This is a genomic window from Mycobacterium sp. DL99 (genome assembly GCF_004762045.1).
GTDB lineage: Bacteria > Actinomycetota > Actinomycetes > Mycobacteriales > Mycobacteriaceae > Mycobacterium.
Window position 1 is genome coordinate 4597299 of sequence record NZ_SJOM01000007.1, and the last position, 26713, is coordinate 4624011.

A 26713-nucleotide genomic window follows, 5' to 3' on the forward strand; every position below is an offset into this window, starting at 1 on the left:
CCCTAGCCCGGACCGAGTGTTGCGGCACCGGTCTGCGGGTGGCGGTACCAACCACCCGCAGCCCGGGTGCCACCGTCGACGTGAATCGTCTGCCCGGTGATACAGCCCGACATGCCGGACGCCAGAAAGACTGCTGCCCCGGCGATTTCGTCGACATGCCCGGCCCGGCCCAGGGGAATGGCGTCAGTGATCCCCGACGGCGGACCGCCCGGTGACAGCGCCAGCAGTCCCTCGGTGATGGTCAGGTCGGGCGCGATCGCGTTGATCCGGATGTTGTGCGGCGCAAGTTCGAACGACGCGGTCTGGGTGTAGTTGATGACGCCGGCCTTCGCGGCCGCGTACGCGGCATAGCCGGGTGCCGCACGCACTCCCTCGATCGACGTGAGATTGATGATGCTGCCCGGCAATTCATCGGCGACCAATCGGCGCGCCACCCGCTGGGTACACAACAGCACGTGGCGCAGATTGCTCCTGTACAGCGCGTCCCAGCCCTTCTCGCTGGTTTCCAGCAGCGGCGAGGCGAATACGCCGCCGGCATTGTTGACCAGGACTCGCACCGGCCCCAACTCAGAAGCGGTCTGCGACAACGCGGCATCCACCTGCTCGGCGTCGCGCACATCGGTGACGATCCCGAGGGCACCGATCGATTCCGTGGCTTCCGCACAGTTGTCCTATTGCGCGGCTCGCGACCGAGGCACCGAAGGCCGCGAGGCCGGCAGCGATACCCCGGCCGATACCGGTGCCGCCGCCGGTGACAACCGCCACCTGACCGGTGAGCAGGATGTCAGAAGGATTGATAGCCATGGTTATTCAGGCTAGCGGCTACACCTCTCTCAGCGCGCCGCCTTGCGGCGTCCGCCGACCCCGGGTTCGGTGCCGATCACGCCATCGGAGGCCAGTGTGGCGATCTCGTCATCGGACAGCCCCAGTTCGGCCAGCAGTTCGTGATTGTGCTCGCCGAGCAGCGGTGCGGCCTGTCGATGCAGCGCCCGTGGCCCATTGGCCAGTGAGACGGGCAGGGTGCTGTGCGGTGCGGCGTTGTTCACCGGATGCCCGACGTGTTCGAAGAACCGCCGGAACCGCACTTGGTCGAGCTCCAGCTGCCGGTGCGGCTGCATCACCTTGGCCACCGGAATGCCCACCGGCCACAGGGTTTCGACGATCTCGTCGCCGCTGCGCGGTAGACACCAGGCGGCCAGCTTCTCGTCGATCAGATCGTGGTGCGCCCGCCGCCCGTCGGCCGAGTCCAATGCCGGATCCATGGCCCAATCCGGCTGCCCGATCGCCGTGCGCAGTGCGACCCACTGGGCATCGGTGCTGACTGCGATCGCCACCCAACTGTCTTCGCGACCGAACTCGTCGATCTCGGCGCTCCGGTAGATGTTCTGCGGCGCCGCGGCCGGCCCACGGTTGCCGTCGCGCTGCAGCAGCGCACCGTAGGCCGAGTACTCGATGACCTGTTCGGCGGCGACGTTGAGTGCCGCATCGACCATCGCGGCTTCGACGAGCGCTCCCCGTCCGGTATGGCGCCGGTGCTCGAGTGCGAGCATCAACCCCGACAATGCGTGCACCCCGGCATTGGGGTCCCCGATCGAATACGGTTCGAACGGAGTGCGATCCGGGTACCCCGTGAGCCAGCTCAACCCAGAAGCGTCCTCGATGATGTACGCGAACGCCGGGTTGTCCCGCCACGGCCCGTCCAGCCCGAAGCCGGGCATGCGCACCATGATGATGTCCTCGCGCAACGCCCGCAGCGAGTCGAAGTCGAGCCCGATCTGCTCGATCACCCTCGGGGTGAAGTTCTCCACCACCACGTCGCAGGTGGCGATCAGCCGGCGCAACAGATCCCGGCCCTGCTCGGTCTGGAAATCCAGCGTCAGGCTCTTCTTGTTCGTGTTGAGCGCACTGAAGATCGGCGAGCGTTCCCACCACTGCTCGACGGTGGCCGGGATACCCGCGATCAACCGGGTGCCGTCCGGGCGCGGGGTCGACTCCAGATGGATGACCTCGGCACCGAGCATGCCCAGCGGATGGGTGCACGACGGCCCGGCCCAGAACGTGGTCATATCGAGCACACGTAACCCGCTGAACGGCAGCCGATCCCCGCCGGGTACACCGACCGGCACATCGCGCGGGGTCAGCTCCGTAGCCCGGATCTCTTCGGTGTGCTCCCCCAGACGGGGAGCCGGCGCCGCCTCACGCAACGCGGCACCTGACAGCCGGTACGGTGCGGCGGGCTGGGTGAACCCGCGCTGCGGATTCCGGATGAACGCCTGCCGCTGCACGAAATGGTCCATGGCGGTGACGTTCTCACCGTTGCCGACCGGTGAGTTGGGGATCCGGAACGCCGCGGCAAGTTCACGGAGGTCGTCCGCTCGCTGCTCACGCACCCACGCGTACAGCTCCTCGCCATGCAGGTTGGCCTGCTCGGTGATCGTGAGCTCCGAGGTCTCGTCGATCCATTCGTCGTGACCCGACATCGCACACAGGTCCCACCACTGCTGGGCGGTGCCGCACCCGAGTGCGACCAGACCGTCGGCCGCCTCGGCGATCCCCGGAACCGTGGGCTTTCGCTCGCTGCGCCACGGGCGGCCCAGCATTTCGAAGTAGGTGACCGGGTAATACGTCAGCCCCAGGATCTGGGCCTCCAGCGCCGACAGATCCACCAGCTCGCCGTGGCCGTCACGAATCGCCCGCGCTCGGAATGCCAGCGTCATCGCCGCCGCGTACGCACCGGCCAGCCACTCGCCCACCTGCCCGCCGATCGATACCGGCGCCCGGTCCTGCACGCCCCGCCCGATCCCGATCGCGCCACCTGACCAAGCCTGCAGAGTGAACTCGGTGGCGGCCCGGCCACTCCACGGCCCGTCCAACCCGAACGGTGTGATCGTCGTGACGATCAGATGGGGATGCCGCCGAAAGAGATCCTCGGGTGCCATCGACTGGGCGACGGACGATTCCGGAGACCAGATCACGGCGTCGGCGGCTGCCACCAGCCGGTCCAGCAGTTGCGGGTCGTCGGGAGGGACGACCACACTGCGTTTCCCGCCGGCCAGGAAGGCGAACAGGGCGCCGTCCTCATCCGGGCCGATGTGTGCACCCGAGGCCGACCAGCGGCGCAACGGGTCACCTTCGGGGGCCTCGACTTTGATCACATCTGCGCCGCCGTCGGCGAGGATCTTCGTGGCGTACGCGCCGGCGATCCCGCTGGACAGGTCGATGACGATGTACCCGTCAAGTGGTGCTGTCATGTCCGCTCTCCCGCCGAAACCGCATTCCAGCAGGCGGCCACTCGCACTTTCACTGCTGGAATACCGTTTCGGCGCACTGAGTCATTCGGGTTTCGCCCTGTTCTTCTTGGACAGCCGGAAATCGGGCGGGAACTTGCTGTCGTTGTCATTGACCGCGGCCGACAGCCCCGAATCGATCGACTCGAACATGTCCAGGTCGTCATCGCTGTCGTTGGCCACCCCGTTGCCCATCGACTCGAAGAACGCGCTCAGCAGACTGCCCATGTATTCGCCCTGCTGCTGTTTGAAGATCTCGAAGAACATCTTCTGCTGAAAGACGGTGTCCACCGGCCTGTTCCGGGTACAGGCCAGCGCGTACTTCTGCACTTCGGCTTCCAGCTGATCGCGGGCTACCACCTTGTTCAGGAAGTTGCAGTCGTACATCTCCGCGGCGGTGAACGGCCTTCCGGTGAAGACCATCTCCTGGAACTTCCGCAGGCCCATCATCTGGACCCACGTCCACATACGTGGCCCCCAACCGTGATACCGGAACGACGGATGCCCGAACAGGGCGTCATCGGACGAGATCACCAAGTCGGCGTCCGCGCACTGGTAGAAGTGCCAGCCGTAGCAGTAGCCCTTGGCCTCGACGATGCTGATCTTCTTGAAGTCCTGCAACGCGCGGTTGCCGGCCTGGGAGTTCGCGTACCACGAACTGATCGTGGCGCCGTTGCGGAAGGTGCCCTTTGGCGGGTACGTCACCTCCCCGACTCCGTCGTCCTCCAGGCGCAGCTCGGCCAGGCGGACCGACGGATTATCGTTACCCTCCATGAACTCCGGAAGGTCTGCCCCGCTGCCCAGGTTGTCCCCGACGCCGCGAATGATCACCACCTTGACGTCGTTGTCGGCATTGGCCGCTCGCAGCACGTCGGCATAACGCAGCCGGGCCATCGAGGTCGGCGCGTTGAGGAACTCCGGCCGGTTGAACGTGATGGTGGCGATCTTGGTCTTGGGGTCCTTCTCATAGAGGATGATCTCCTCCGGGGTGGGTCGCTCAGGCATGTGCCGCCTCACTGTCTGATGGGGCCTGGGTTAGTACCTCGGGACCGTCGGCGCCGATGACGACGGCATCCCGGGTGAACACCGCGCCGATGCCCCGCTCCCAGACGTAGCCCGTAACGGCGAGGACCATGCCTTCCTCGAGGATGTCGGCCTCGGCGGTCGCCCGCAGGTTCGGGGACACCACCGGCGGGTCGAATCCCAACCCGAGCCCGTGCGCCACCGGCATCGCCGGTAGCGGTTCGCCGGCCTGCTCGTACGCATCCAGCAACGCGCTGGTCGGCTTACCGGCACGGCAGGCATCGATCAGCCTGTCCCACAGGTCATCCCGACGTCGGTACAGCGATCGAACCGCATCCGTCGGTTCACCCACCGATACCGTGCGCGCGACCTCCGCGACGTAACCGTCGGCGAGCACACCCGCTGACAGGGCCACCAGGTCGCCCTCGCTCACGCGGCCATCGCGTTCGGCACGGCGCCACGGATGGTCTTTCGAGGTGACCCACGCAGCGTCCTGCGTCGCCGGGGTGCTCACCCCGCCGGCCGCCTCGGCCTCCAATATCGCACCGGCAAGGCGCTTCTCGGTGGTTCCCGGAACCAGTTCGGCAACGCCTTTGGCCAGTCCTTCCTCGGCGACGGCCAGTGCCCGCCGCAGCGCCAGGATCTCCTCGGGGGTCTTCACTCGGCGCGCAGCCCTCATCGCCTGCTCGCCGTCGACCAGCTCCGCGTTCGGGAAGGCCATCGGCAACAGCTTGGCGAACGTCGGTGTCAGGGCATCGGTTCCGATGCGCCACGCCGAATCGGAACCCTTGATGCCGCGCAGCACATCGACCAGAGTCATCGGGTTCCACGCGAATCCGTAAAGATTCTCGTGTGGGATCTCCTCGGGGATGCCCTCGTCCCACGTGCTGTTCAGGTGGATCTCACCCGTGGCGCGGACGAACGTGCAGATCGGCCCGAAGGGCCTGGTACCCACCACCCACAGTTGCGGGGCGCCGGAGATGTACCGCACGTTGGCCTGCCTGCCGAGTACCAGCGCGTCGAGGTCATGGGCCTCCATCTGGGCAATGGCGCGCTCCCGTCGGCTGACGCGCAGTGCCCGGCCGTCGGCCTCGATTTCAGTTCCCACGGGACACCTCATAGGGGTCGTACGGATATGCGGTCAGCGGCGTCCAGCCGCCCTCGGTTACCACCACGATCTCCTCGCCGCGATAACCGCCGGTGCCGTCCTCCCAGACCACCGGCTCGAATACGAGCAGCATGCCTTCGGGGAAGACGAAGTTGTCGTCCCACTCCTGGCCGAGATCCGTTCCAATCATCGGCATTTCAGCTGCGCTGGTACCGATGCCGTGGCCCAGGTAAAAGTGCGGCAGCCACGGCTTCTGTCCGCCGCCGGCTTCCGTCGCCGCCCGGCCGAGGTCGCCACAGGTGGCACCGGCCTTGGTGACCGCGAGCACCGCATCTACGATGCGACTCCACTTGTCGAACTGCTTCTGCTGAGCGGCCGTCGGGTCCTGCCCGACGATCCATGTCCGCCCGTGGTCGGAGCAGTAGCCGTGGTAGGCGATGGACACGTCGGTCCACAGCACATCGCCCCGCTGCAACTCTCGCTCGGTGGTCAACAGCGGCAGCGCAAGATCACCGGTGGTGGTCCAGGTACCTTCCGCCTTAGACGCGGGCATGGCCTGCCAGATCGAGTCGAACATGTTGGTCGTGGCGCCCAGTTCGAAAGTGCGGCGCACGAATTCGGCAGACAGATCGATCTGGCGCACGCCGGGCGCCAGCGACTTGTGGATCTCGGCAACGGCCTGTTCGGTGATCTGACAGGCCCGGCGGACACAGGCGATCTGGTCGATCGTCTTGACGAGTTTCGCCGCACCGACCACCAGGGCGGCATCCACCGGTGCGCTGGGGAACAGTGCACTGCCGGCCAGCCGCATCGCCCCGGTCAGCTCATCGGTGGCGATCGTCGCGCCGGCGGGCACCAGCCCGGCCAGGACCTTCGCGAATTGAGCGACACCCTCGTCGAATTCGAGATAGACCGGTCCGTGCAGGTGATCATCGGGCAACCCGGTTTCCATCGCCGCGCCCTCGCGGAACGGCAGGAACAGGTGCGGGTGTTCGTCGTCGGCCAGCACGACCGCGATCGGCCGCTCGACATGCGACAGTCCCGCGTCGGCCAGCGGCCAGGCAATGCCGGTGGCGTACATGACATTGCCGTTGCCGAGCAGCACGAGCGCGTCCACACCCTGGTCCGCCATCGCGGCGTGCAGGCGCGCACCGACGTCTCGACGCATCCGGGCGAGGTCAGGCTCGTCGGGTATGTCGAGCGGGGTGAACCCGGTACGGGCGATCTGGGTGACGCCCGTTTGAGTGAGAGCGCTCATAGAAGCCCCAGGAACTTCTGAATGTTGGTGGACACGATCTTGACCGCGTTCTCCGGTCCGACCGCCTCCACAACGGTCGCCAGTGACTTCTCCGAGTAGCCGAAGGTGCTCTCGTTGTGCGGATAGTCGCTGGACCACATCACGTTGTCGACACCGATCTCGTCGATCAGCCGCAGCCCCAAGGGGTCCACCATGAACGACGCGGTCATGTGCTTGCCCCAGTAGTGCCGGACGTCGTGCTGCAACTCGTGGTTGAACATGTGCCGGTAAGAGGCCAGCATGTGCTCAGCGTCCTGCAAAGCCGTTGGTACCCAGGCAATCCCGCCCTCGAACCAGCCGATCTTGAGATTCGGATGCCGATCGAGGATTCCGGAGAAGACGTACTTGGCGAACTGCTCACGGAACGAGTCGACGTTGACCATCATGCCGACCACGACGCTGTTGTTCTCGCACGGCGTCTTGGGCGGCGTCTCGCCGATGTGGTGGCTGACCGGGATACCCGAGGCCTCGATCTCGTCCCAGACCGCGTCCATCGAGGTGCTGCCGTAGTCGTAGATGTTGCCCTCGTCGTCCTTGCCCGGATTCAGTGGCAGCAGGAACGTCTTGAGCCCGAGCGACTTCAGCTCCTCGAGGGTGCTCCGGGTGCCCTTGGGGTCCCACCAGTTGATCAGGCCGACACCGTAGAAGTGTCCGTTCGACTGCTCCTGCAACGCGGCGATGTGCTCGTTGTAGATCCGGAACACCCGCTCGCGCAGCGACTTGTCCGGGTAGTGGAACAGAGCCAGCACCGCATTGGGGAAGGCCAGCTCCTTGTCGATGCCGTCCTCTTTGAGCTCGCGGATGCGCGCCGGGATGTTGTTCGACGCGGCTCCGGCCAGGTCGTCGTACTGCATCAGGACGCGGCCGAAATCGCCCCCGGTCCAGGCCTTGCCCTTCATCCCGACCATGTAGGCGCCATCCTCGTACCAGATCCGCGGCGCGGCGCCCTTGAGCTCCTCGGGGAAGCGCTCGAAGAAAATATCGTCGGCCACCGAGATGTGGTTGTCGGCCGAGAAGATCTCCGTGCCGCTAGGAAGCCCCGTGAGGCCGCCTTCTGTCGCATGGCCCCGGCGATTCTTCGGTGCACCAAAGCCTTCCGGCGGATAGAGGGTCGTTGAAGCAGTCATCTGTGGTACTCCATTCGGGCTGTAGGGGCTGAAGGCCGGCGTACCGGCAATTACCACGTCACGGGAAGCTCGTAGACGCCATAGGCGAGACGGTCGTGCTTGAACGGCACCTCGTCGAGCGGAACGGCCAGGCGCAGGGTCGGGATCCGGCGCAGCAGGGTGTGGAAGACGATCTGCAGTTCGGCGCGGGCGAGCTGCTGACCGACGCACTGGTGGCGGCCGTAGCCGAAGCCCAGCTGCTGGCCGGCGTCGCGGCTGAGGTCGAGCTTCTCGGGCTCCGGGTAGGCCTTCGCGTCCCAGTTGGCCGGGGACAGATCGATGATGACGCCGTCACCGGCGCGGATGGTCTCGCCGCCGATCTCGATGTCCTCCAGCGCCACCCGGCGCTGGCCGGTCTGGATGATGGACAGATAACGCATCAGTTCCTCGACCGCATTGGCGATGACCTTGGGGTCCTCGGCATTACGCAGGAAGTCGGCCTGCTCGGGGTTCTCCAGGAGCGCCAGGATGCCGATGCCGATCATGTTGGCGGTGGTCTCGTGCCCGGCGATCAGCAGACCGGTGCCCAGCTGCGCGGCCTCCTTGACGCTGATCTCCCCCGCAGTCACCCGCTCGGCCAGATCGGACACCGCGTCCTCGGACGGGTTCGCCTGCTTCTCCTCGACCAGATTGATCAGGTACTGGTGCAGGCTCATCGCGCCCTTCTGCATGGCGTCCGCTGCGGCGTAGCGGGCCAGGCCGGCGTTGGCGTGCTCCTGGAAGAACTCGTGGTCTTCGTAAGGAACACCGAGCATCTCGCTGATCACCACGGTGGGTACCGGCAAGGCCAATTCGGCCACGGCATCGGCTGGTTTCGGGCCGGCCAGGATCTTGTCGATGCACTCGTCGGTGACCTTCTGAATCGCCGGCCGCAGACCCTCGACGCGCTTGAAGGTGAACGGCTTGGACAGCATCCGACGGAACCGGGTGTGCTCCTCGGCATCCGAGGTGAACACCGACCGCGGCCGCTTGTCCACGGTGGAGAGCATGTGCTCGTTCCAGTGCGGGAAACCATCGATCCGGTCGTCCACACTGATCCGGGAGTCTGCGAAGAGGGTCCGGGCCTCTTCGTGACCGGAGATCAGCCACGGGGTGCTGCCGTTCCAGATCTTCACGCGGAACAGGCCTTTGGGGTTGCCCAGCATGGGCGGCGGCGGCGCGAAGGGGCATCGCACGTCGCGCTCCATCGGGTATTCGGGGATGTCTACTTCGGTAACGGTTTCGGACACGTCATTCCTCAGGTCAGTCTTGGATCTCGATGGCTAGGGCTGGGCAGGCCGCTGCGGCGCGGCGGGCGTTGTCGGTCTGGTCCGGACCGGGTGCGGGTTCGAGCAGGACGACGACACCGTCTTCGTCACGCTGGTCGAACACCTCACTGGCGTTGAGTACGCACTGCCCCGACGAAACGCACTTGTCCTGGTCGACAGTGACTTTCATATGAGGTCGCTTTCTTGAGTAACCGGCGCCATCCACAGGCCGACGATGGCGTCGATCAATCCCGAAGCCGCGCCCTGCCAGGACGCCCGCGGCACGTTGCCGCCCTGGGCCATCGCGCGCTCCCGATCGGCGCAGCTGTGCATCAACAGATTGCGCGCCATGATGTTGCGTTCGGCGCGCACCTCGGCGGGCAGTTCAGGTAGGCAGTTGTTCATCCCCTCGATGACCTGCACCAGCGACTGCGAACTCAACGCGTCGCGGACCACGATGTTGTGGTAGGCCGGATCGGTCATCACCTGGGCGGCGAACCTGGCGTACCAGGTCGGGTTACCCAGCGCCGCAAGGTGATCGGTGAGCGGCTGCACCAAGCAGGAGACCCAGTCCCGGAGCTCGGCCGAATCGCCGGTGTCGGCAACCATCTGCTCGCGCAGGTACTCGATCGGCCCGCGGTGCTTGTGCTCGATCGCGCGGACCAGATCCGTCTTGGTGCCGAAGTGGTAACCGACCGCCGCGTTGTTGCCCTGCCCGGCCGCTTCGCTCACCTGGCGGTTGGACACCGCGAACACGCCGTGCTCGGCATACAGCCGTTCGGCCGCCTTGAGGATCGCCTCCTGGGTACTGCTCGCCCGATCGGCGCGGGCGGTCCGGTTGGCTGCTGTCACCGTTACAGTCAACGCCCCTCCTGTAATTAAGTCAAGCAGTTGATTTAAATTGATCGCAGGCAAGTCGAAGCCACCGGATTGCGCCTGGCACTCGGTCCAGACCGGCGTTGAGATTGCGGCCATGGTCGCGGTTCGCCGCAGATCAGGACCCTGAACGCAATCTCAATCGGTCAGGCGGGCCTACTTGGACTTCCGGACGATGACCTTGCCCGCGACGGTGCCGCCGTCGATCGGCAGCACGGTTCCCGTCACGTACCGCGACCGGTCTGTCGCGAAGTAGACCGCCGCCTCGGCAACGTCCTCGACCGTGCCCTCCCGTTTGAGCGGGCGGTCGTTGCGCATCTGGGCCCGGATCCCCGCCTCGAACTCTTCGATGCGCTCACGCTCGTCGGGCGCGGCCGACTTGGCCACGATCGCCGTACGGATGTTGCCCGGAGCGATGGCATTGACCCGTATCTCGTAGTGGGCCAATTCGATCGCCGCGGACTTGGTGAACTGGATGACCGCGGCCTTCGACGCGCGGTACGTCATCACCCCGCCGCCGGCCTGAATGCCGCCGATCGAGGTGAGGTTCAGGATCGAACCGCCCCCGTGCTCGGACATGTACCGCGCGGCATCACGGGTACCGGCCATCACCGCCCGGACGTTGATTCGCATCACAGAATCGAAGTCGGCGAGATCGTCGTCGAGAAACCGGCGGTGCATCCGGCCCGAGACCCCGGCGTTGTTGACCATGACGTCCAGACCGCCGAAGGTCTCCACCGCGGTCGACACGAGCCGACCCACCTGATCGACGTCGCCGACGTCGGTGAACAGGAACCGGGTGTTCTCGCCCAGCTCGGCGGCCAATGCCTTGCCGCGGTCCTCGTCGACGTCGCCGATCATCACCTGGGCGCCCTCGGCGGCGAACCGGCGCACCAATCCTTCGCCGAGACCCGACGCACCGCCGGTGACGATCGCGACTTTTCCGGCCAACTCATTGCCTGTCATGACACCTCTTTCAGGAATTCCAGCAGCACCGTGATGAGCGCGGCGGGCTGTTCGATCTGCGGGCAGTGCCCGGCACCGGGAATCACCGCACTGCGGGCACCGGCGATCTGGCCGGCGATTTCGGCGGCCCAGCCGGGCGGCAGCAGCTTGTCACGATCCCCCTCGATGATCATGGTCGGCACACCGATGCGGTCATATGCCCGTTGCGCCGACGGCATCGCCGGTGCCTCCAGGCCGGGCCGCCGAAATCGGGCCGCGGCCAAGGTTTCCCAGGCCCCCGGCGCGATGCTCGACTCGTACCGCCGCTGCACGTAGGCCTCATCGGCCGGATAGGCCGGATCGGCGAACAGTGCGGTGACGATGCGTCGCATCCCGTCCAGCGTGGCGTCATAGTCGTACAACGCCGCCGAATGTTCGTTGCGCTGGATCTCCCCTCCCCCGCAGATCGCGGTGAGCGACCGCGCAGGGAGCCGCGGCGCATCCGAGGTGGCATCGACCAGCAGGTTGATCGCGCCCATCGAATTGCCGACGAAATGGGCTTCATGGACGCCGAGTTCGGCGCAGAACCGGGCGATGTGCCGGATCCGCATGCCCCGGCCGTCGTTGAAATCGATAACTTTGGCACTCCCACCGAACCCCAACATGTCGGGGGCGAGCACCCGGTAGTTCTCGGCGAGCGCGTCGATGGCGCGCTCCCAACCCAATTCGGCACCGGCGCCGAACTCGCCGCCGTGCAACAGGACGACCGGGTCACCCTGACCGGCGTCGAGGTACCCGGTGGTCAGGCCATCGACGTCGATGGTCTTGCGTGCGAACTCCACGGCCACACGATACTGATGTTTTCTCAATTGGAGAACATCATTCTCAGAAGTATCGGATGACCACAGTGCTTAATCTCGCGTACGACGCTCGGCCGACTTCGCTGTGAGCCGATGAGCTGGGAGATCAATGACGCCGTCGGTGACGAACGGAAGCTGTGCACAACCAGGCTTCATGCGTAGCCTGATTGACGATGCTGGAGAAGTCCGAGATCCGGTTCCTTCCCCTCGGCGCCCGTCGAGTGGCCTACGAAATTCGTGGGGACGGTCCACCGCTCGTTGCTCCGGCATGGTGGGTGAGCCACCTCGAACTCGACTGGCAGAGCGCGAGCTTCCGGCGATTCTGGGAAGGGGTCTCGGACGGATACACACTGATCCGCTATGACCGCCTCGGCGTCGGCATGTCGGATCGTGCTCTGCGAGATTCGGATCTGAACCTCGATGAGGAGGTTGCGACACTGCGCGCGCTTCTCGACGAGCTCGGGCTCGAGCGCGTGTCGCTCATCGGCGGCTCGTCGGGAAGTTGCACCGCCATCGCATTTGCCGCGGCGTATCCGCAGCGCGTCGAGCACTTGGTGCTGTACGGGTCGTACCCCACCGGTGCGGCACTGACGGCACCGGGTGTGGGTGACGCGATTCTGACTGCGGTACGCGCACATTGGGGATTGGGCTCTCGTCTGCTCAGTGACATCTTCCTCGGCACCGCGGACGCTGCTGAGCACGAGCGCTTTGCCCGGTTTCAACGGGAAGCGGCGACCGCCGAGACCGCCGCCGCCTTGCTGGATCTCGCCTATCGCCTCGATGTGCGCGAACACCTACCCCTCGTTCGCCAGCCTGCGCTGGTCGTGCATCGTCGTAACGACCGCGCAGTGCCGTCCCGGCTCGGCCGTGAGGTCGCGGCCTCGATATCGGGCGCGACGTTCATCCCGTTGCAGGGAAGCGCACACTTCCCTTGGCACGGTGACACCGATTCCGTGGTCCGCGCATGCCGCCAAGCCCTGTCACCGGCGCAGCCGTCGCGGCCCCCTGCCGGCGGGCCGGAATCGGTCCTACTGTCCCGTCGTGAGCGTGAAATCCTCGCCTGCGTTGCGCGCGGTCTCGGTGATCGCGAGATCGCCGAGCAGCTGGTGCTGAGCCCACATACCGTTCACCGACACGTGGCGAATATCCGCCGCAAGCTGGGTCGCACCTCGCGAACGGCGGCTGTCGCGGAGGCCGCGCGTCTCGGACTCCTGTGAGATGGCCGGAATGGGCCATCCGCCGAAGATGGCCGCGTTGAGCGATGCGCGTACGACACGGGTGTTCGTACGTTCGTGGCATGACCGACATTGTGAGTACTGAACTTCAGCCGAGACCGTCATCGCCGACGTGGCTTCGGATCATGGCGCGGGTGTACGACCCGTTTCTCTGGATGGGTGAGATCGCAGGAATGCGCCACCGGCGGCATACTCTGCTGGCCGGCGCCCGCGGTCACGTCGTCGAGATCGGCGCCGGTACAGGCCTGAACATCGCGCACTACCCGAATGGGATCGCGGAGCTTGTGCTCACCGAACCCGAGCCGGGCATGCGCCGGAAGCTCGCGCACCGTTTGCCGCGGTACGAGGGCGTCGCGCGGGTCGTCGACGCGCGTGCGGAGCGACTGCCGCTGGCCGATGCCTCCGTGGACACGGTTGTTTCGACCCTCGCCCTGTGCACCGTCGACGATCCCGGAGGTGCGCTGCGCGAGATCGCCCGTGTGCTCCGCCCTGACGGGCAGTTGCTGTTCATCGAACATGTCCGTGCGAGCTCACGGCTTCTCGCGGCGTGCCAGGATGCCCTGTTCCGACCGTGGCGCAGCTTTGGTGGCGGCTGCCACTGCAATCGTCAGACAGTGGAACTGATGCGGGCGTGCGGGTTCGCCGTCGCAGCCGATGACGGCATATGGCGGGGCATGCCGGCGATCGTCCGTCCGCTCGTCGTCGGCCGGGCCACATTGTGATCCGAAGCTATCGCGCCGCTCCGTTGGACCGGCCGAAGGTGAGCAGCTGGGTGGCCAGCATCTCGAGCTGACCGCGCACGGTTCCGTCGGCCAGTTCGCCAGTCTCAGACCAGATCTTGTCCGCGGAGTTGATCGCCACCCCCAGCGGGGTGGGCCAGGCCCGCAACGCATGACCGATGGAGCGCAACTGCCCCAGCGTTCCCACCGCGGCCTGCCACCCGTAGGCGCAACTGATGCAGCCCCACGGGGTGTTGTCCAGGTAGACCCGCGGGTCCTCCCGCAGGTCCTCGATGTAGTCGAGCGCGTTCTTGACCAGACCGGAGATCGCACCGTGATAGCCCGGCGAGCCCACCACCACAGCGTCAGCGTCACGCAGCGCGGAGACGAACTCCAGAGCCGCGGGCGTGCGCTCCAACGAATGCGGCGCATACATCGGCAACTCCAGATCCGGCCCGGCGAACATCCGGGTCCGGCCTCCCTGCCGTTCCACCGACTCCAGGCAGTACCGCACGGCCCGCTCGGTCGAGGAGTCCGCGCGTAGGGTGCCGCCGAGCCCGACCACGAACGGCACCTTTTCAGCTGACGTCATGTTTCCTCACTTGATCGCAATGGGATTCACCGGCGAACCGACGGCACCGGTGACCCGCAGCGGCGGGGCGATGAGCTGGAACTCGTAGACACCGTCGGCCGCGCAGTCGGCCGCCAGCGCACCCAGGTCCCAGTACTCGCCGAGCATCAGGCCCATGTCCCGCAGGCACAGCATGTGCATCGGCAGGAAAGTGCCCTCGACACCGTTGGCCGGGTCGGGGTCCTCGACCATCAGATTGTCTGCTGCCACAGCCGCCACCTGGTGGTCGTGCAGCCACGAGGCGCAACGCCAATCCAGTCCCGACCCGGGTTCGGCCCCATCGCCGGTGGCCAAAAACCTTGTCCACCAGCCAGTGTGCACCACCACGATGTCACCGGGTGTGACGGCTACTCCCTGCGCCCTGGCCACGTCATCGAGCTCGGCCGGCGTGATCGGATTGCCCGGTTCCAGGAACTGCTCGGCGCCGCGGTGCCGGACCACATCCAGCAGCACCCCGCGAGAGGTGATGCCCTTGCCGTCGACCTTGTCGATACCGCAGCGGAACGCGCCGAAGCTGGTGACCGAATCGGCCGGGAATCCGTTGTAGAGCTTGTCCTCGTAGTAGACGTGCGACAGGGCATCCCATTGCGTGGCGGCCTGCAGCGGCATGACGATCATGTCGTCGTTGAAGCGGAACGGATTGTCCACGAAGAACCCGCTGACCTCGTGGGCCACCGAATTGCGCAGCCACTGTGGGCCGTACTGCGCCAGCGTGTTGGCGTCGCCGCCGTCCACCGTCATCACATGGGTCGGGTTCTGCCGGAACTGGAACGCTCCCTGCGGGCCGGCCGACGAGAAGTCGCCGCCGAGTGCGAACACCTTGCCGTGGGTGACCAGCGACGCACCCTCGGCAACCTTGGCGGGGGTGATCAGGTTCAGTGTGCCCAGCTCATCGTCGGAACCCCAGCGACCCCAGTTGCGCACATCGTCGGCGACCTTGCGAAAGTCGCTCATCGTCCCGGCCAATCTCAGCTCCTCTGGTCAGCGTCTTCTACAGCATCGACCAGGGCGGCCTCCCGCTGGGCGAGAATGCCGCCATCGGCCCAGATCACCTGACCAGTCACGTAACTGGCGGCCGGGCTGCCCAGGAACGCCAGCAGCGCGGCCTGTTCGGCGGCCCCGGATTTGCGGCCGAGCGGGGTGGTGAACGTATCGAGGAACGCCGAGTTCAACTGGTCGAGGATCGGCGTCTGAGTCACCCCCGGTGCGGTGCAGTTGATCCGGATCCCGCGGGCACCGAGTTCCGAAACCCGGCACATCCCATAGAGAATCATCGCCTCCTTGGACAAGCGGTAGCCACCGTCGGCCAGAGCCTCGGGATGGTCGGCGCACCACCGCAACCCCTCGTCGACCGATCGTGTCCGGATCAACCCCGCTGTGGTGGCCCGGTTCTCGCGGTACCCCGATGCCGCCAGCGAGGACACCGAGGTGATCGATCCGCCGGCCGGAATGCGGCCCTCCACCGCTTCGGTGAACTGTCGCGTTCCCAGGAAGTTGATGCGCACCACGAGCAGTGGATTGCCGATCCCCGAGGACACGCCGGCCACATTGAACAGGGCGTCCACCTGCCCGTCGACCGCACCGGCGGCACGGTCGACGGACTGCGGGGCGGCCAGATCGAGTTCGATGAACTCATCGGGCAGGTGATCGGGTGGCCGGATGTCCAGGCCCGTCACCCGGGCGCCGAGCTCACCCAAGGCACGGGTGAGCGCGGCGCCGATGCCCGAGCCGCAGCCGGTGACCACGACGTGTTTGCGGTCGTAGCGCACCAACTCGCTTAGTAGGGTCACGGTCATCCGGAGGTTTCCCGAGCTGCCTTCTCGGCCTGAGCGGCCTTGACCCGGCCTTCGTTGATCTCGGCCATCGCCTCGGGGATCTCACCGGCGGTGAACTTGTCACGGCCGGTGGGCAGCCCACCGAAGGCGTAGGTCTCGTCGAACAACGGGGCGTCCGACGGACGGCGACGCGACTCGACCTTCTCGATCACCGGCTCGAGGCGCTTGGCCTTGTCCGCCACCGCCTTTGCATCCCGCTCGATGAACTCGGGCAGGATCTCCTTGCCCATGATCTCGATGGACTCCATGGTGCCCTCGTGGCTGCGCGGGTTGAGCAGCAGGATGATCTCGTCGACCCCGCTCGCCTCATAGGCGCGCAGGAATTCGCGCACGGTGTCGGGCGACCCGATGGCGCCGCGGCCGGGACCGTACGCCAGCGTCGGATCTTCCTTGACCGCCTCCTGATACCGCTCCCACACCTTGGTACGGCCGGGGGTGTGCATACCGGTCAGGTAGTAGTGCATGATCCCGAACGAGAAGAAGCCACCGCCGATGCCGAGGCGCTTGAGTGCCTCGTCGTCGGAGCGGGCCACCATCATCGAGAGGTCACCGCCGATGGCCAGGATGTTGGGGTTGATCGCCGGGGTGATGGGGGCACCCTGCTCTTCGAATTCCTTGTAGTACCCGTCGACCCGCTCCTTGAGCGCCTCGGGACCGGTGTAGGCGAAGCTCAGCGCACCGATGGCCTTCTGGGCGGCCATCTGCACCGACGACGGGCGGGTACAGGCCACCCAGACCGGCGGGTGCGGCTTCTGCAGCGGCTTGGGGATCACGTTGCGGGCCGGCATCTCGACGTGCTCGCCCTTGAATCCGGTGAACGGCGCCTCGGTCATACAGCGGATCGAAACCTCAAGGGCTTCTTCCCACATCGTGCGCTTGTCGGCCGGGTCGATGTCGAAACCGCCCAGCTCGGCCACCGAGGAGCCCTCACCGGTGCCGAACTCCACCCGCCCGTTGGACAGGTGGTCCAGGGTGGCGACGCGCTCGGCGATGCGGGCCGGATGGTTGATCGGCGGGGGCAGGTGCATGACACCGAAACCCAGCCGGATGTCCTTGGTGCGCTGGCTGGCCGCGGCCAGGAACATCTCCGGTGCGGTGGAGTGGCAGTACTCCTCCAGGAAGTGGTGCTCGGTGAGCCAGACGGTGGAGAAGCCGGCCTTGTCGGCGGCCTCCACCTCGGTCAGACCGTGCTGGAACAGCTGATGTTCGTCATCCTCCGACCACGGCCGGGGCAGTGGGAACTCGTAGAACAGCGAAATCTTCATCGGTTTCCTCCTGAGGGGTTGCTGACGGTGTCCTGGATTTGTTGGTTGGCTGCTTGTGAAACTGGTTGTGCGACAGACTGTTGGGCGTTCCGGTCAGCGATATGTCTGGCTGCCACGTAGCCGAACGTCATTGCAGGCCCGATGGTCGCGCCCGCACCGGCATAGCTGCGGCCCATGACGGCCGCCGAGACATTGCCCACGGCGTAGAGCCCGTCCACCGTGGACTCGTCGGCACGCAGCACACGGGCGTACTCGTCGGTGCGCAGTCCGCCCGAGGTGCCCAGGTCGCCGAGAATGATCTGGAACGCGTAGTACGGCGGCTTGCCGAGCGGGCCCAGATTCGGGTTCGGCAGGGTCGGGTCGCCGTAGTAGTTGTCGTACGCGCTGTCACCGCGGTTGAAGTCGTCGTCGTGCCCGCCGTGTGCCAGCTGGTTGAACCGCTCGGCTGTGGCCCGCAGGTTCTGCGCGGGCACACCGATCTTGCCGGCCAGCTCCTCCCAGCTGTGTGCCTCGACCACGACGCCCGAATCCAGCCAGGCCCGTGGCACCTTGCGTCCGGTGGGCACCGGTGCGAACGGGATCTTCGGGATGGGCAGGTGCCCGGCCACCACGTACCGGTGGAACGAGTCGATGTCGGTGACCAGCCAGCACGGGATGTGGCCGATGCCGGACTGCTGCCCCTCGATCATGGCGTGGGCGAAGTCCATGTAGGGAGCGGCCTCGTTGATGAACCGCTTACCCTCGCCGTTGACGACGAACTGCGACGGCATCATCCGCTCGTTCAGCATGAATTGCAGCCGGCCGTCGGGCCAGCAGATCGCCGGGAACCACCACGCCTCGTCCAGCAGTTCCGTGGTGCCGCCGGCCTTCTCCCCGGCCCGGATGCCGTCGCCGGTGGCAGCCGGATTGCCGAAGCTCCAGTCCTTTTCGAGCACCGGCAGGTGCTCCTTGCGCCACGCCATGTCATGGTCGAACCCACCCGAGGCCAGGATGACGCCCCCTGTGGCCCGGATCCGCAGCGGCTTGCCGTCACGCTCGACGACGGCGCCGAGTACCGCGCCGTCCGCACCGGTGATCAACGAGGTCATCGGCGCATCCAGCCACAGCGGGATGTCGTGCTGCTTGAGCGCCAACCGCATCCGGGCGGCCAGCGACTGGCCGATGGCGGCCATCCGGTCACCGAACACCCGGGCCCGCACCATCCGCCAGATCAGTTTGAGCAGCACGGCCTTGCCGCGCCAGTTCTGCCGAACCTGGTAGAAGAGCCGAAGATCCTTGGGGGCGAACCAGATTCCCTTGGGCGCCAGGGCCAGCGGGGCGAGCAGTTCCTGCTCGTGCTCGCCGAGCTTGCGCAGGTCGATGGCCGGGACGTTGATGGTGCTTCCCTGTGCCGAGCCGCCGGGCAGTTCCGGGTAGTAGTCGGCGTAGCCGGGCTTCCAGACGAACTCGAACCAATCACTGTTGTGCTCCAGGAAGTCCATCATCTCCGGTGCGGCCTCGACGTACTTGCGCAGCCGGGCGTCGCTGACCGTGCCTTCGGTGATCTGCTTGAGGTAGTCGAAAACCCCGTCCGGTGAGGGCACATAGCCGGCCCGGCGCTGCGACGGCGCCCCGGGTACCCAGATCCCGCCGCCCGAGAGCGCGGTGGAACCGCCGAAGTGGGGGGACTTTTCGATCACGAGGGTATCGAGACCGGCTGCGTCGGCGGCCAACGCAGCGGTCATGCCGCCGCCGCCGGATCCGACGATGAGAACGTCGACCGTTTTGTCAAACGTCTGCTCGGCGGTCTGTGCACTGGTGTCTGAGGTCATGCTGCGATTCCTACCGCCGTCCTGATTGCGAATCCTGCGATCAATTCCGGTGCCGCCCGGTAGAAGTGGTTCCCGGTCCGGTATGGCCCGTTGGCTTCGAGCGCCGCGAATGCGGCCACCCAGGTGCGGATCTCGTGTGCCGAATTGCCCCCTTCGGTGGCGATGAAGGTGTTGGACCAGCTGTCCAGTTCCGTCAGCCTGCCCTCGTCGAATATCTCCAGCAGGCTGTGGTCCCATTCGGGATTCAGCGGCCGAAGCGCACTGTCACCGTGGGCGAAGTCGTGAGCGGCCTGGCTCACCGCGGTCTGCCGGGCCGTGCGCTGTTCGGCGGTCATCGGCACCCCGTGCACGATCCGGTCCAACGCAGCCGGCGGGGCGGTGGCCAGCGTCGGCACCGGAGGATCGTGGGACAACCCACCGGAACCCAACACCAGCACCCGCTTGTCGAGGGTTGCCAGGTAGGCGCCCACGGCAGCCCCCAGAGCACGGGACCGCGACAGCGGACCCAACGGGGTGGCAACGGAATTGATGAAGATCGGCACGATCGGCCGCGCGGTCGCCTCACCGAACAACTCCTGCAGCGGCTGCACGGTGCCATGGTCGACGTCCATGCTCGTCGAGATGGCGACGTCCACCCCGGACTCCCACACCGCCTCCGCGCACTGCTGGGCCATGTCACCGGCAACGTTCAGCGCACCCTGGTAGGTCCCGTAATCCCCCACTCCCGCCGCGGCGGTACCGATGCAGAACGGAGGCATCAGCCGGTAGAAGAACCCGTTGTAGTGGTCGGGCGAGAACGTGACGACCAGTTCGGGGTCGTAGTCGGCAACAAACTCGCGAGCGCTGCCGACCGCCGCCCCGATCTCGTCGAGGAGGTCAGCCGACGGTCCCGGAAGATTCAGCAGTGGGCTGTGGGACATACAGCACAGGGCTACTGGCACCGTTCGCACCTCCCTCCAGCACATGCAGTACGTCGAACAGGGCGTTGCTCAGTTCCGGGGCACGCTGGGCGATGTCGGCACCGGCGATGCAGCGGTCCGGGCGCAGCACCAGCACCGATTCCGCGTGTACGTCGAACCAGGCTTTGAGCGCACCCGAGCGGTCACCGACGATCACCACAGAGCCGTCGTCGTTGTCCGCATCGTGGCCGGTCCAGAACAGCTGGGTCTGCGGGCGGGCCGCGATGAACCTCGCGCCCAGCGCTTTCCAGCGCTGGTAGGCCTGCTCGCCGAGCAACGCGCGCGGATTGTTGTTCCAGCACAGCACCGCGAAGTTCAGCCCGATCACATCGTCGAGCAACACGTCAGACTGCTCGCGGGTGTCCACCCGCGGCTGGATGAACAGCGTGCCGGCCGGCGCTTCGGGCGTCGGCGGCTTCGGGTGGTAGACCGCACCCTGGTCGTAACGCGGCATCGGCTTGAACCGCATCTCCAGCACGTAGCGCTTGAGCGCCGGAACCACCGATGCACCGCGAATCAGCCTGTCCCGCAACACCGCGACCTTGCGGTTGGTGGGCGAGATAACCCGTCCCACCAACGTCGACAGGTCGATCATGGCCCGGGCGTGCTTGCGGCGCTCGGTGTCGTAGCTGTCCAGGAGTCCGTCGCCGGCCTGGCCGTTGACCACCGCGGCCAGCTTCCAGCCGAGGTTGGCCGCGTCCCGGATGCCACTGTTGTACCCCTGGCCCTGCCACACCGGCATCAGATGCGCGGCATCGCCGGCCAGCAGGAACCGGCCCTTCCGGAAGTTCCCGGCGATCCGGGAATGGTGGGTGTAGACCCGGCGACGGATCACGTCGACCTTGTCGGGATACGGCACGAACGGAGCGAGCAGCCGGGCAACGAATTCGGGATCCTCGGCCTGCTCGTCGGTTTCGTCGGCATGGATCATGAACTCGAACCGGCGGATGCCGTGCGCGATCGAGATCGAGGCGTACGGCCGATCCGGGTCGGCACCGACCTCGCTGTTCGGATGCCCCAGCGGATCGTTGGCGAGATCGACCACCACCCAGCGGGTCGGCGAAGTGGTGCCGTCGAACGACACCCCCATCAGGCGGCGGGTGGCGCTGCGGCCGCCATCGCACCCCACCACATAGCGCGCCCGCACCGCGGGCACGTCCGGGCCGAACTCGACCGTCACTCCGTCAGCTGTCTCGATCGCCGCTTCCATCCGGCGCCCCCAGGCCATCTGCACGTGCTCGAACCGGTCCAGCCCGACCAGCAACTGCGCGTCGACCAACGGCTGTACGAAGCCGTTGCGCTTGGGCCAGCCGAATCGTGCGTCCGGAGGAGCCATTTCGGCCAGCAGCCGGCGGTGACCGTCGTAGAACCGCAGGATCTGGTTGGGCACCGTGTGCGGCAGGATCGCCTCGACCAGGCCGATGGACTGGAAGGTACGCAGCGATTCATCGTCGAGTCCGACTCCCCGGGGGTAGTCGATGAGGGTGTCGCGTTCCTCCACCACGAGCGTTCGGACACCCTGGATGCCAAGAACATTCGCCAGGGTCAGGCCTACCGGCCCGGCCCCGACGATGATGACGTCGACCTCTTGGTCGGTCACGCCGGCTTTCCCAGCAGGAAGTCCAGATGCAACCGGTTGAACGTGTCAGGGTCTTCGTATTGCGGCCAGTGCCCGCAGTCCGGCATCACCTCGAACCGGGCACCGGGGATCATCGACGCGATACGCCGGCCCTCACTGACGTCGGCGGTCGGGTCATCGCTGGTCCACAACACCAGCGTGGGGGCGGTGATCGATCCGTATTCCTTCTTCCCCAGCAGGTTCCGCGCGCGGATCTCAGGATCCTGCAGTGCCATGATGTCGCTCATCGCGGCGACGAAACCGGGCTGCCGGTACACCGCCTGACGACTCGCCACGATGTCGTCGTAATCCTTCGACTTATCGGCCATCAGCCACTTGATCCGGGCCTGCACGGTCTCCCAGCTCGGGTTCTCCGCGGCCGCCATGGACAGCGTGATGATCCGCTTCATCACCTCGGGGTCGGCCTGTGAACCACCGGCGGTGTTGAGCACCAACCGATCGACGCGGTCCGGGTGATCGGCGGCGGCCCGCGCGGCCACCCAGCCGCCCAGCGATTCACCGGAGATGTGGGCGCGCTGCGCACCGATCGTGTCGAGGAAGGCGATCAGATGGTCGACATAGTGCGCGACCTCCAGCGGATGGCCGGGCTTGTCGGTGTAGCCGTGCCCGAGCATGTCGATCGACCAGGTCGAGAAGTGCTCGGCATGGGATTCCAGATTGCGCACATAGGCCTCGGCATGCCCGCCCGACCCGTGCAGCAGAACCAGCACGGGCAGCTTCGGGTCACCGGCATGCAGGTAGCGGGTGCGGATGCCGCCCACATCGAGGTAACCCTGCGAGAACGCGACGCCCTGCAGGTCAGACCAGACGCTCTCATGCTCGCTGGCCGAAACGGAACCGGATGCCGGCCCGGCGGCAGTGCTTGTCATGTTCCCCTCTCCGACGGTAAAGAGAATGATATTCTCCAAATTTGTAAGCACTTTGCTCACATAGCGCACATCAACGTGCATTATTATCAGAGCATCACTCTCGCGGTTCTATCTGTCAAGGAGGGGCGCGATGCCGGCCAAGGCAACCCAGCCGCAGGCACAAACGAAGACCGACAGCACCCCCAACGGGGTGCCGGGTTCACAGACGCTGGCGCGCGGATTGAGCGCGCTCGCGGCCATCGCCGCAGCCCCGACCGGGCTCACCGTGCAACAGGTCGCCGACCACGTCGGCGCCCATCGCACGATCGCCTACCGGCTGCTGGCCACCCTCAGCCAGTTCCGGTACGTGACAAAGGGTGAGGACGGCCGCTACCGGCCGGGCGCCGGCCTCGCCGCACTCGGTGCGTCCTTCGACAACAACATGCGCCAGCTCAGCGTCCCGACCCTGCGCGCCCTTGCCGACGAGCTCGGCAGCACGGTGTCGTTGCTGGTGGCCGAGGGCGATCAGCAGGTGGCGGTCGCGGTGATCGTCCCGACGCAGGTGTTCTACCAACTGTCATTCCACGAGGGCAGCCGCCATCCGCTGGAGCGCGGCGCCGCCGGAGTGGCACTGCTAGCGAGCATGCCGCCGCGTCCCGGCGAACGCGAACTGGTCCGCGAGACCCGCGAACAGGGTTGGGTGATCACCCACGGCGAGATCGAACCGGACACCTATGGCCTTGCGGTGCCCGTGCGCCGGCGTCTGCCGTCGCCGCCCACCTGCATCAATCTCATCTCGCACCGCGAAGACGTCGTGCTGGGCGGCAAGGACGCGGTGGTCCGGGCAGCAAACGAACTATCGGCGATTCTGTACTGAGAAGGGAATGACAGTGACCCAGACCGAATTTGACTGGGATGACGAGGTCGACGTCGTCGTACTGGGCAGCGGCGGCGCAGGGCTCACCGCCGCACTGACCGCGTCGGTCAGCGGCGCGTCGGTCGCGATCTACGAGAAGGCGCCCACGGTCGGCGGCACGACCGCGGTCTCCGGCGGCATCGTCTGGATCCCGGCCCATGACCGCAGCGCTGACGGGCCGCTGCCGGTCGCCGACGCGATCGACTACCTGCAGGCCCAATCGCTCGGCTACATGGATGCCGATCTGGTCGACACCCTCGTGCGGACCGGCCCGGCGATGCTCGACTTCGTCGAGGAGCACAGCGAGCTGCGTTTCGCCGTCGCCGAGGGCTTTCCCGATTACAAGCCCGAGCTGCCCGGCGGCCGCCCGGGCGGCGGCCGCTCGCTGAGCGCCAGCCCGGTGGATCAGGGCAAGCTCGGCGTCTGGCGGGACCGGATCACCTCATTCCCAGCGGATTTCAGCAACGTCGGCATCGACGCGGAAACTCGCGCCCGCATTCACGCCGTCTACGACGATCCCGACGCCGACCTCTGTGTCGCCGGCACCGCACTGATCGCCGGTCTGCTGCGCGGCCTGCTCGATCGCGACATCCAGCCGGTCACCGAGGCCCGCGCGATCGAACTGGTCGGTGACGCCGACGGCATCGCCGGGGTGCGGATCAGCGTCGACGGTGCCGACGTTCGTGTCCGCGCCCGCAGCGGCGTGGTGCTGGCCACCGGCGGATTCGAGTGGGACGCAAAACTGGTCGAGGCCTACCTGCGCGGGCCGATGCGCGGCGCGGTGTCCCCACCCAACAACACCGGCGACGGGCTGAGGATGGCGATGGCGCTCGGTGCCGACCTGGCCAACATGGGTGAGGCGTGGTGGGTTCCGATCGTGCAGATTCCCGGCGACACCATCGACGGTCATCCGCGTAGCCGCAGTGTGCGGCTGGAACGCACCCGGCCACGCAGCGTCATCGTCAACCGGGCGGGCAAGCGATTCCTCAACGAGGCGGGCGAATACAACTCGATGGCGGGCGCCTTCCAGTACCTCGACCCCAAGGTCGGCTATGCCAACGACCCGGCCTGGATCGTCTTCGACTCCGTGCACCTGCAGCGCTACGGGTTCCTCGGCGTCGAACCCGGTGATGTGGTGCCGGACTGGTTCTGCGAATCGGCCACCCTCGCCGAACTCGGCGCCAAGACAGGTATCGACGCCGAGGGCCTGGCCGAGACCTTGAACCGCTGGAATGACAACGTCTCCCGCGAGGTCGACCCCGACTTCGGCCGCGGATCCAGCGCCTATGACGGGTACTGGGGCGACAACTCGGCCGCCACCCCGGCCGGCCAGACGCTCGGGCCACTCGACACCGCGCCGTTCTACGCGGTTCCCGTCAACATCGGCGCGATGGGCACGAAGGGCGGACCGCGCACCGACCGCGACGGCCGTGTCCTGCACGTCAACGGCGCCCCGATCCCCGGCCTGTTCGCCGCGGGCAACGCCATGGGCGGGGTGACGGGCAAGGCCTACGGCGGGGCAGGCGGCACGCTCGGTCCCGCAATGGTGTTCGGTTACCGCAGCGGCTATGCCGCCGCTACCGGCAAGTCGGTGAGCTGATCAGTTACGGTCGAGTGGTGCTCGGGAACCCGCGCAGCGCAGCCCAGACCCGCATCCTCGATGCGGCGCTTGAGCTGATCGCCGAGCACGGGGTCAGCGGCACGTCGTTGCAGATGATCGCCGACGCGCTCGGTGTCACGAAAGCCGCTGTCTACCACCAGTTCAAGACCAAGGAAGCCATCGTCATCGCGCTCACCGAGCGTGAACTCGGCCAGCTCGAGGATGCGCTCGAGGCGGCCGAGGCCGAGGGCTCGCCCACCCGGGCTCGGGAAGTCCTGCTCACCCGGGTGATCGACATGGCCGTATCGCGTCGACGCGCCGCCAGCACACTGCAGTTCGATCCGGTCGTGGTGCGCCTGCTCGCCGAACACGAACCGTTCCAGCTGTTCATCGACCGGCTCTATGCGGCCATGCTCGGCGATCAGTCCGGCGATGGCGCGCGGGTCCATGCGGCAGTGTTGTCCGGCGTGATCAGCGTCGCGGTGATGCACCCACTGGTGACCGATCTCGACGATGACACGCTGCGCACCGAGTTGCTGCAGACGATGCGACGCGTCCTGGCCTTACCCGGCTGAATCCGCGATCAATTGTGCCGCAGCGCTGTACGGGTCAGTGGTGCCGTCGGCCACCGCGGCGGCCAGCCCGTCCAGCTCACCGTGATTGCGCAACAAGGTCTGGGCCAGCGACAGGATCTGGGCCCTGGCCCGCGCGGCGCGGCGCGCCGCGGTGTCGGATCGATGGTGAGCATCGATGGCCTCGACCAGCTCGGCCAGCCCCTCCCCTTGGGCCGCAACGAGTTTGAGAACCGGGACAGCCGCCTCGGCCCGAAGGTCACGCGCGGTCTGATCGGCACCCTCGCGGTCGGCCTTGTTCACCACCACCAGATCCGCGACCTCCAGCAGCCCGGCCTTGGCGGCCTGCACGGCGTCACCCGCGCCGGGATTGAGGATCACCACGGTCGGATCCGCGATGGCGGCGATCTCGATCTCGGACTGCCCCACGCCCACCGTCTCCAGCACGATCAAGTCGTAGGACAGCGCGGCAAGCAGCCGAATGGCCGCGGGTACCGCGGCGGCCAGCCCGCCCAGATGCCCACGGGTCGCCACCGAGCGGATCAGCACATCGGGATCATTGATGTGGGCGGCCATCCGGATCCGGTCCCCGAGCAGTGCACCGCCGCTGTACGGCGACGACGGATCCACCGCAAGCACCGCGACCCGCAGACCGCGGTCCCGGTACGCGCCGACGAGCGCGCCGACCGTCGTCGACTTTCCGGCCCCAGGTGGCCCGGTAACCCCGATGACGCGCGGAGATGCCGCGCTGAGCACCGCGAGAACCTCGTCGCGACGGTCGCTTTCGACCAGGCTCAGCAATCGCCCGACGGCACGTTGGGATCCGCCGCGGGCCGCGGTGATGAGTTCTTCGATATCTGGCATCAGTGATGAC

At 66.7% G+C, this 26713-nt stretch carries 24 protein-coding genes and 1 pseudogene; 5 read left to right on the forward strand and 20 right to left on the reverse strand.

Going from position 1 to position 26713, the window contains the following annotated elements; translation table 11 throughout:
* Positions 1–2: 2 nt before the first annotated feature.
* The 11 genes and pseudogenes from EYZ64_RS22405 to EYZ64_RS22455 all read right to left on the reverse strand — a co-directional run bounded on the left by EYZ64_RS22405 (position 3) and on the right by EYZ64_RS22455 (position 11791).
* Positions 3–804: pseudogene (locus tag EYZ64_RS22405) on the reverse strand (SDR family NAD(P)-dependent oxidoreductase).
* 29 nt (positions 805–833) lie between these two features.
* Positions 834–3251: a CaiB/BaiF CoA transferase family protein gene (locus tag EYZ64_RS22410; RefSeq protein ID WP_135456815.1), complete on the reverse strand. Its 2418-nt coding sequence runs from the start codon at positions 3249–3251 to the stop codon at positions 834–836.
* Positions 3252–3332: 81 nt separating this feature from the next.
* Positions 3333–4292, reverse strand: coding sequence for an enoyl-CoA hydratase/isomerase family protein (locus tag EYZ64_RS22415; protein ID WP_135456818.1), 960 nt, complete (start codon positions 4290–4292; stop codon positions 3333–3335).
* Complete coding sequence (locus tag EYZ64_RS22420) at positions 4285–5418, reverse strand: M24 family metallopeptidase (protein ID WP_135456820.1); 1134 nt, start codon at positions 5416–5418, stop codon at positions 4285–4287. The genes EYZ64_RS22415 and EYZ64_RS22420 overlap by 8 nt, the downstream gene beginning before the upstream one ends.
* On the reverse strand, positions 5408–6676 hold the full coding sequence (locus tag EYZ64_RS22425; RefSeq protein ID WP_135456822.1) for a M24 family metallopeptidase: 1269 nt from the start codon (positions 6674–6676) through the stop codon (positions 5408–5410). Before EYZ64_RS22425 ends, EYZ64_RS22420 begins: the two co-directional genes overlap by 11 nt.
* Positions 6673–7842 (reverse strand): amidohydrolase family protein, encoded by a 1170-nt coding sequence (locus EYZ64_RS22430; RefSeq protein WP_135456824.1) that lies wholly within the window; start codon positions 7840–7842, stop codon positions 6673–6675. The genes EYZ64_RS22425 and EYZ64_RS22430 overlap by 4 nt, the downstream gene beginning before the upstream one ends.
* Before the next feature lie 50 nt (positions 7843–7892).
* Entirely contained in the window at positions 7893–9068 is a 1176-nt protein-coding gene (locus tag EYZ64_RS22435) for a cytochrome P450 (RefSeq protein WP_450072316.1), read from the reverse strand.
* 55 nt (positions 9069–9123) lie between these two features.
* Positions 9124–9318, reverse strand: coding sequence for a ferredoxin (locus tag EYZ64_RS22440; RefSeq protein ID WP_135456828.1), 195 nt, complete (start codon positions 9316–9318; stop codon positions 9124–9126).
* A complete protein-coding gene (locus EYZ64_RS22445) occupies positions 9315–10034 on the reverse strand; it encodes a TetR/AcrR family transcriptional regulator (protein WP_450072315.1) in 720 nt (239 codons plus the stop codon). Before EYZ64_RS22445 ends, EYZ64_RS22440 begins: the two co-directional genes overlap by 4 nt.
* 126 nt (positions 10035–10160) lie before the next feature.
* Positions 10161–10970, reverse strand: coding sequence for an SDR family NAD(P)-dependent oxidoreductase (locus EYZ64_RS22450; RefSeq protein ID WP_135456830.1), 810 nt, complete (start codon positions 10968–10970; stop codon positions 10161–10163).
* Positions 10967–11791: an alpha/beta fold hydrolase gene (locus tag EYZ64_RS22455; RefSeq protein WP_135456832.1), complete on the reverse strand. Its 825-nt coding sequence runs from the start codon at positions 11789–11791 to the stop codon at positions 10967–10969. The genes EYZ64_RS22450 and EYZ64_RS22455 overlap by 4 nt, the downstream gene beginning before the upstream one ends.
* Positions 11792–11982: 191 nt before the next feature.
* Between EYZ64_RS22455 and EYZ64_RS22460 the strand changes: the two genes are divergently transcribed.
* Both EYZ64_RS22460 and EYZ64_RS22465 read left to right on the forward strand, forming a co-directional pair.
* A complete protein-coding gene (locus EYZ64_RS22460) occupies positions 11983–13026 on the forward strand; it encodes an alpha/beta fold hydrolase (RefSeq protein ID WP_135456834.1) in 1044 nt (347 codons plus the stop codon).
* Positions 13027–13106: 80 nt separating this feature from the next.
* Positions 13107–13766 carry a class I SAM-dependent methyltransferase gene (locus EYZ64_RS22465; RefSeq protein WP_286175091.1) on the forward strand — a complete coding sequence of 220 codons (660 nt, stop codon included), beginning with the start codon at positions 13107–13109 and terminating at the stop codon, positions 13764–13766.
* 7 nt (positions 13767–13773) lie between these two features.
* Here EYZ64_RS22465 and EYZ64_RS22470 read toward each other — a convergent pair whose 3' ends face one another.
* Genes EYZ64_RS22470 through EYZ64_RS22505 form a run of 8 tightly spaced genes read right to left on the reverse strand, consistent with a single transcriptional unit; the run spans position 13774 to position 22772 of the window.
* The gene (locus EYZ64_RS22470) at positions 13774–14355 is read right to left on the reverse strand and encodes an NADPH-dependent FMN reductase (protein WP_135456838.1); all 582 of its coding nucleotides are present in this window, start codon (positions 14353–14355) and stop codon (positions 13774–13776) included.
* A gap of 6 nt (positions 14356–14361) precedes the next feature.
* Positions 14362–15348, reverse strand: coding sequence for a cyclase family protein (locus EYZ64_RS22475; RefSeq protein WP_135456840.1), 987 nt, complete (start codon positions 15346–15348; stop codon positions 14362–14364).
* A gap of 14 nt (positions 15349–15362) precedes the next feature.
* Positions 15363–16184, reverse strand: coding sequence for a coniferyl-alcohol dehydrogenase (locus EYZ64_RS22480; protein ID WP_167857928.1), 822 nt, complete (start codon positions 16182–16184; stop codon positions 15363–15365).
* A 2-nt stretch (positions 16185–16186) separates the two neighbouring features.
* The gene (locus EYZ64_RS22485; RefSeq protein ID WP_135456844.1) at positions 16187–17494 is read right to left on the reverse strand and encodes an LLM class flavin-dependent oxidoreductase; all 1308 of its coding nucleotides are present in this window, start codon (positions 17492–17494) and stop codon (positions 16187–16189) included.
* On the reverse strand, positions 17491–19305 hold the full coding sequence (locus EYZ64_RS22490; protein WP_135456846.1) for an FAD-binding protein: 1815 nt from the start codon (positions 19303–19305) through the stop codon (positions 17491–17493). Before EYZ64_RS22490 ends, EYZ64_RS22485 begins: the two co-directional genes overlap by 4 nt.
* Positions 19302–20225 carry a 3-carboxyethylcatechol 2,3-dioxygenase gene (locus tag EYZ64_RS22495; protein ID WP_286175092.1) on the reverse strand — a complete coding sequence of 308 codons (924 nt, stop codon included), beginning with the start codon at positions 20223–20225 and terminating at the stop codon, positions 19302–19304. Before EYZ64_RS22495 ends, EYZ64_RS22490 begins: the two co-directional genes overlap by 4 nt.
* On the reverse strand, positions 20182–21864 hold the full coding sequence (locus EYZ64_RS22500) for a bifunctional 3-(3-hydroxy-phenyl)propionate/3-hydroxycinnamic acid hydroxylase (protein WP_135456850.1): 1683 nt from the start codon (positions 21862–21864) through the stop codon (positions 20182–20184). The genes EYZ64_RS22495 and EYZ64_RS22500 overlap by 44 nt, the downstream gene beginning before the upstream one ends.
* Positions 21861–22772, reverse strand: a complete 912-nt coding sequence (locus tag EYZ64_RS22505; protein ID WP_135456852.1) for an alpha/beta fold hydrolase — start codon at positions 22770–22772, stop codon at positions 21861–21863. Before EYZ64_RS22505 ends, EYZ64_RS22500 begins: the two co-directional genes overlap by 4 nt.
* 130 nt (positions 22773–22902) lie before the next feature.
* On the opposite strand from EYZ64_RS22505, the gene EYZ64_RS22510 reads away from it, so the two are divergent.
* From EYZ64_RS22510 to EYZ64_RS22520, 3 genes are read left to right on the forward strand one after another with little or no spacing between them, the layout of a single operon-like run.
* Entirely contained in the window at positions 22903–23628 is a 726-nt protein-coding gene (locus EYZ64_RS22510; protein WP_044522216.1) for an IclR family transcriptional regulator, read from the forward strand.
* Between the two features lie 7 nt (positions 23629–23635).
* Entirely contained in the window at positions 23636–25267 is a 1632-nt protein-coding gene (locus tag EYZ64_RS22515; RefSeq protein WP_135456854.1) for an FAD-dependent oxidoreductase, read from the forward strand.
* Positions 25268–25284: 17 nt separating this feature from the next.
* The gene (locus EYZ64_RS22520; protein WP_286175093.1) at positions 25285–25842 is read left to right on the forward strand and encodes a TetR/AcrR family transcriptional regulator; all 558 of its coding nucleotides are present in this window, start codon (positions 25285–25287) and stop codon (positions 25840–25842) included.
* Here EYZ64_RS22520 and meaB read toward each other — a convergent pair.
* Positions 25831–26703, reverse strand: coding sequence for a methylmalonyl Co-A mutase-associated GTPase MeaB (gene meaB / locus EYZ64_RS22525; RefSeq protein WP_135456858.1), 873 nt, complete (start codon positions 26701–26703; stop codon positions 25831–25833). The genes EYZ64_RS22520 and meaB overlap by 12 nt on opposite strands.
* Positions 26704–26713 lie beyond the last annotated feature (10 nt).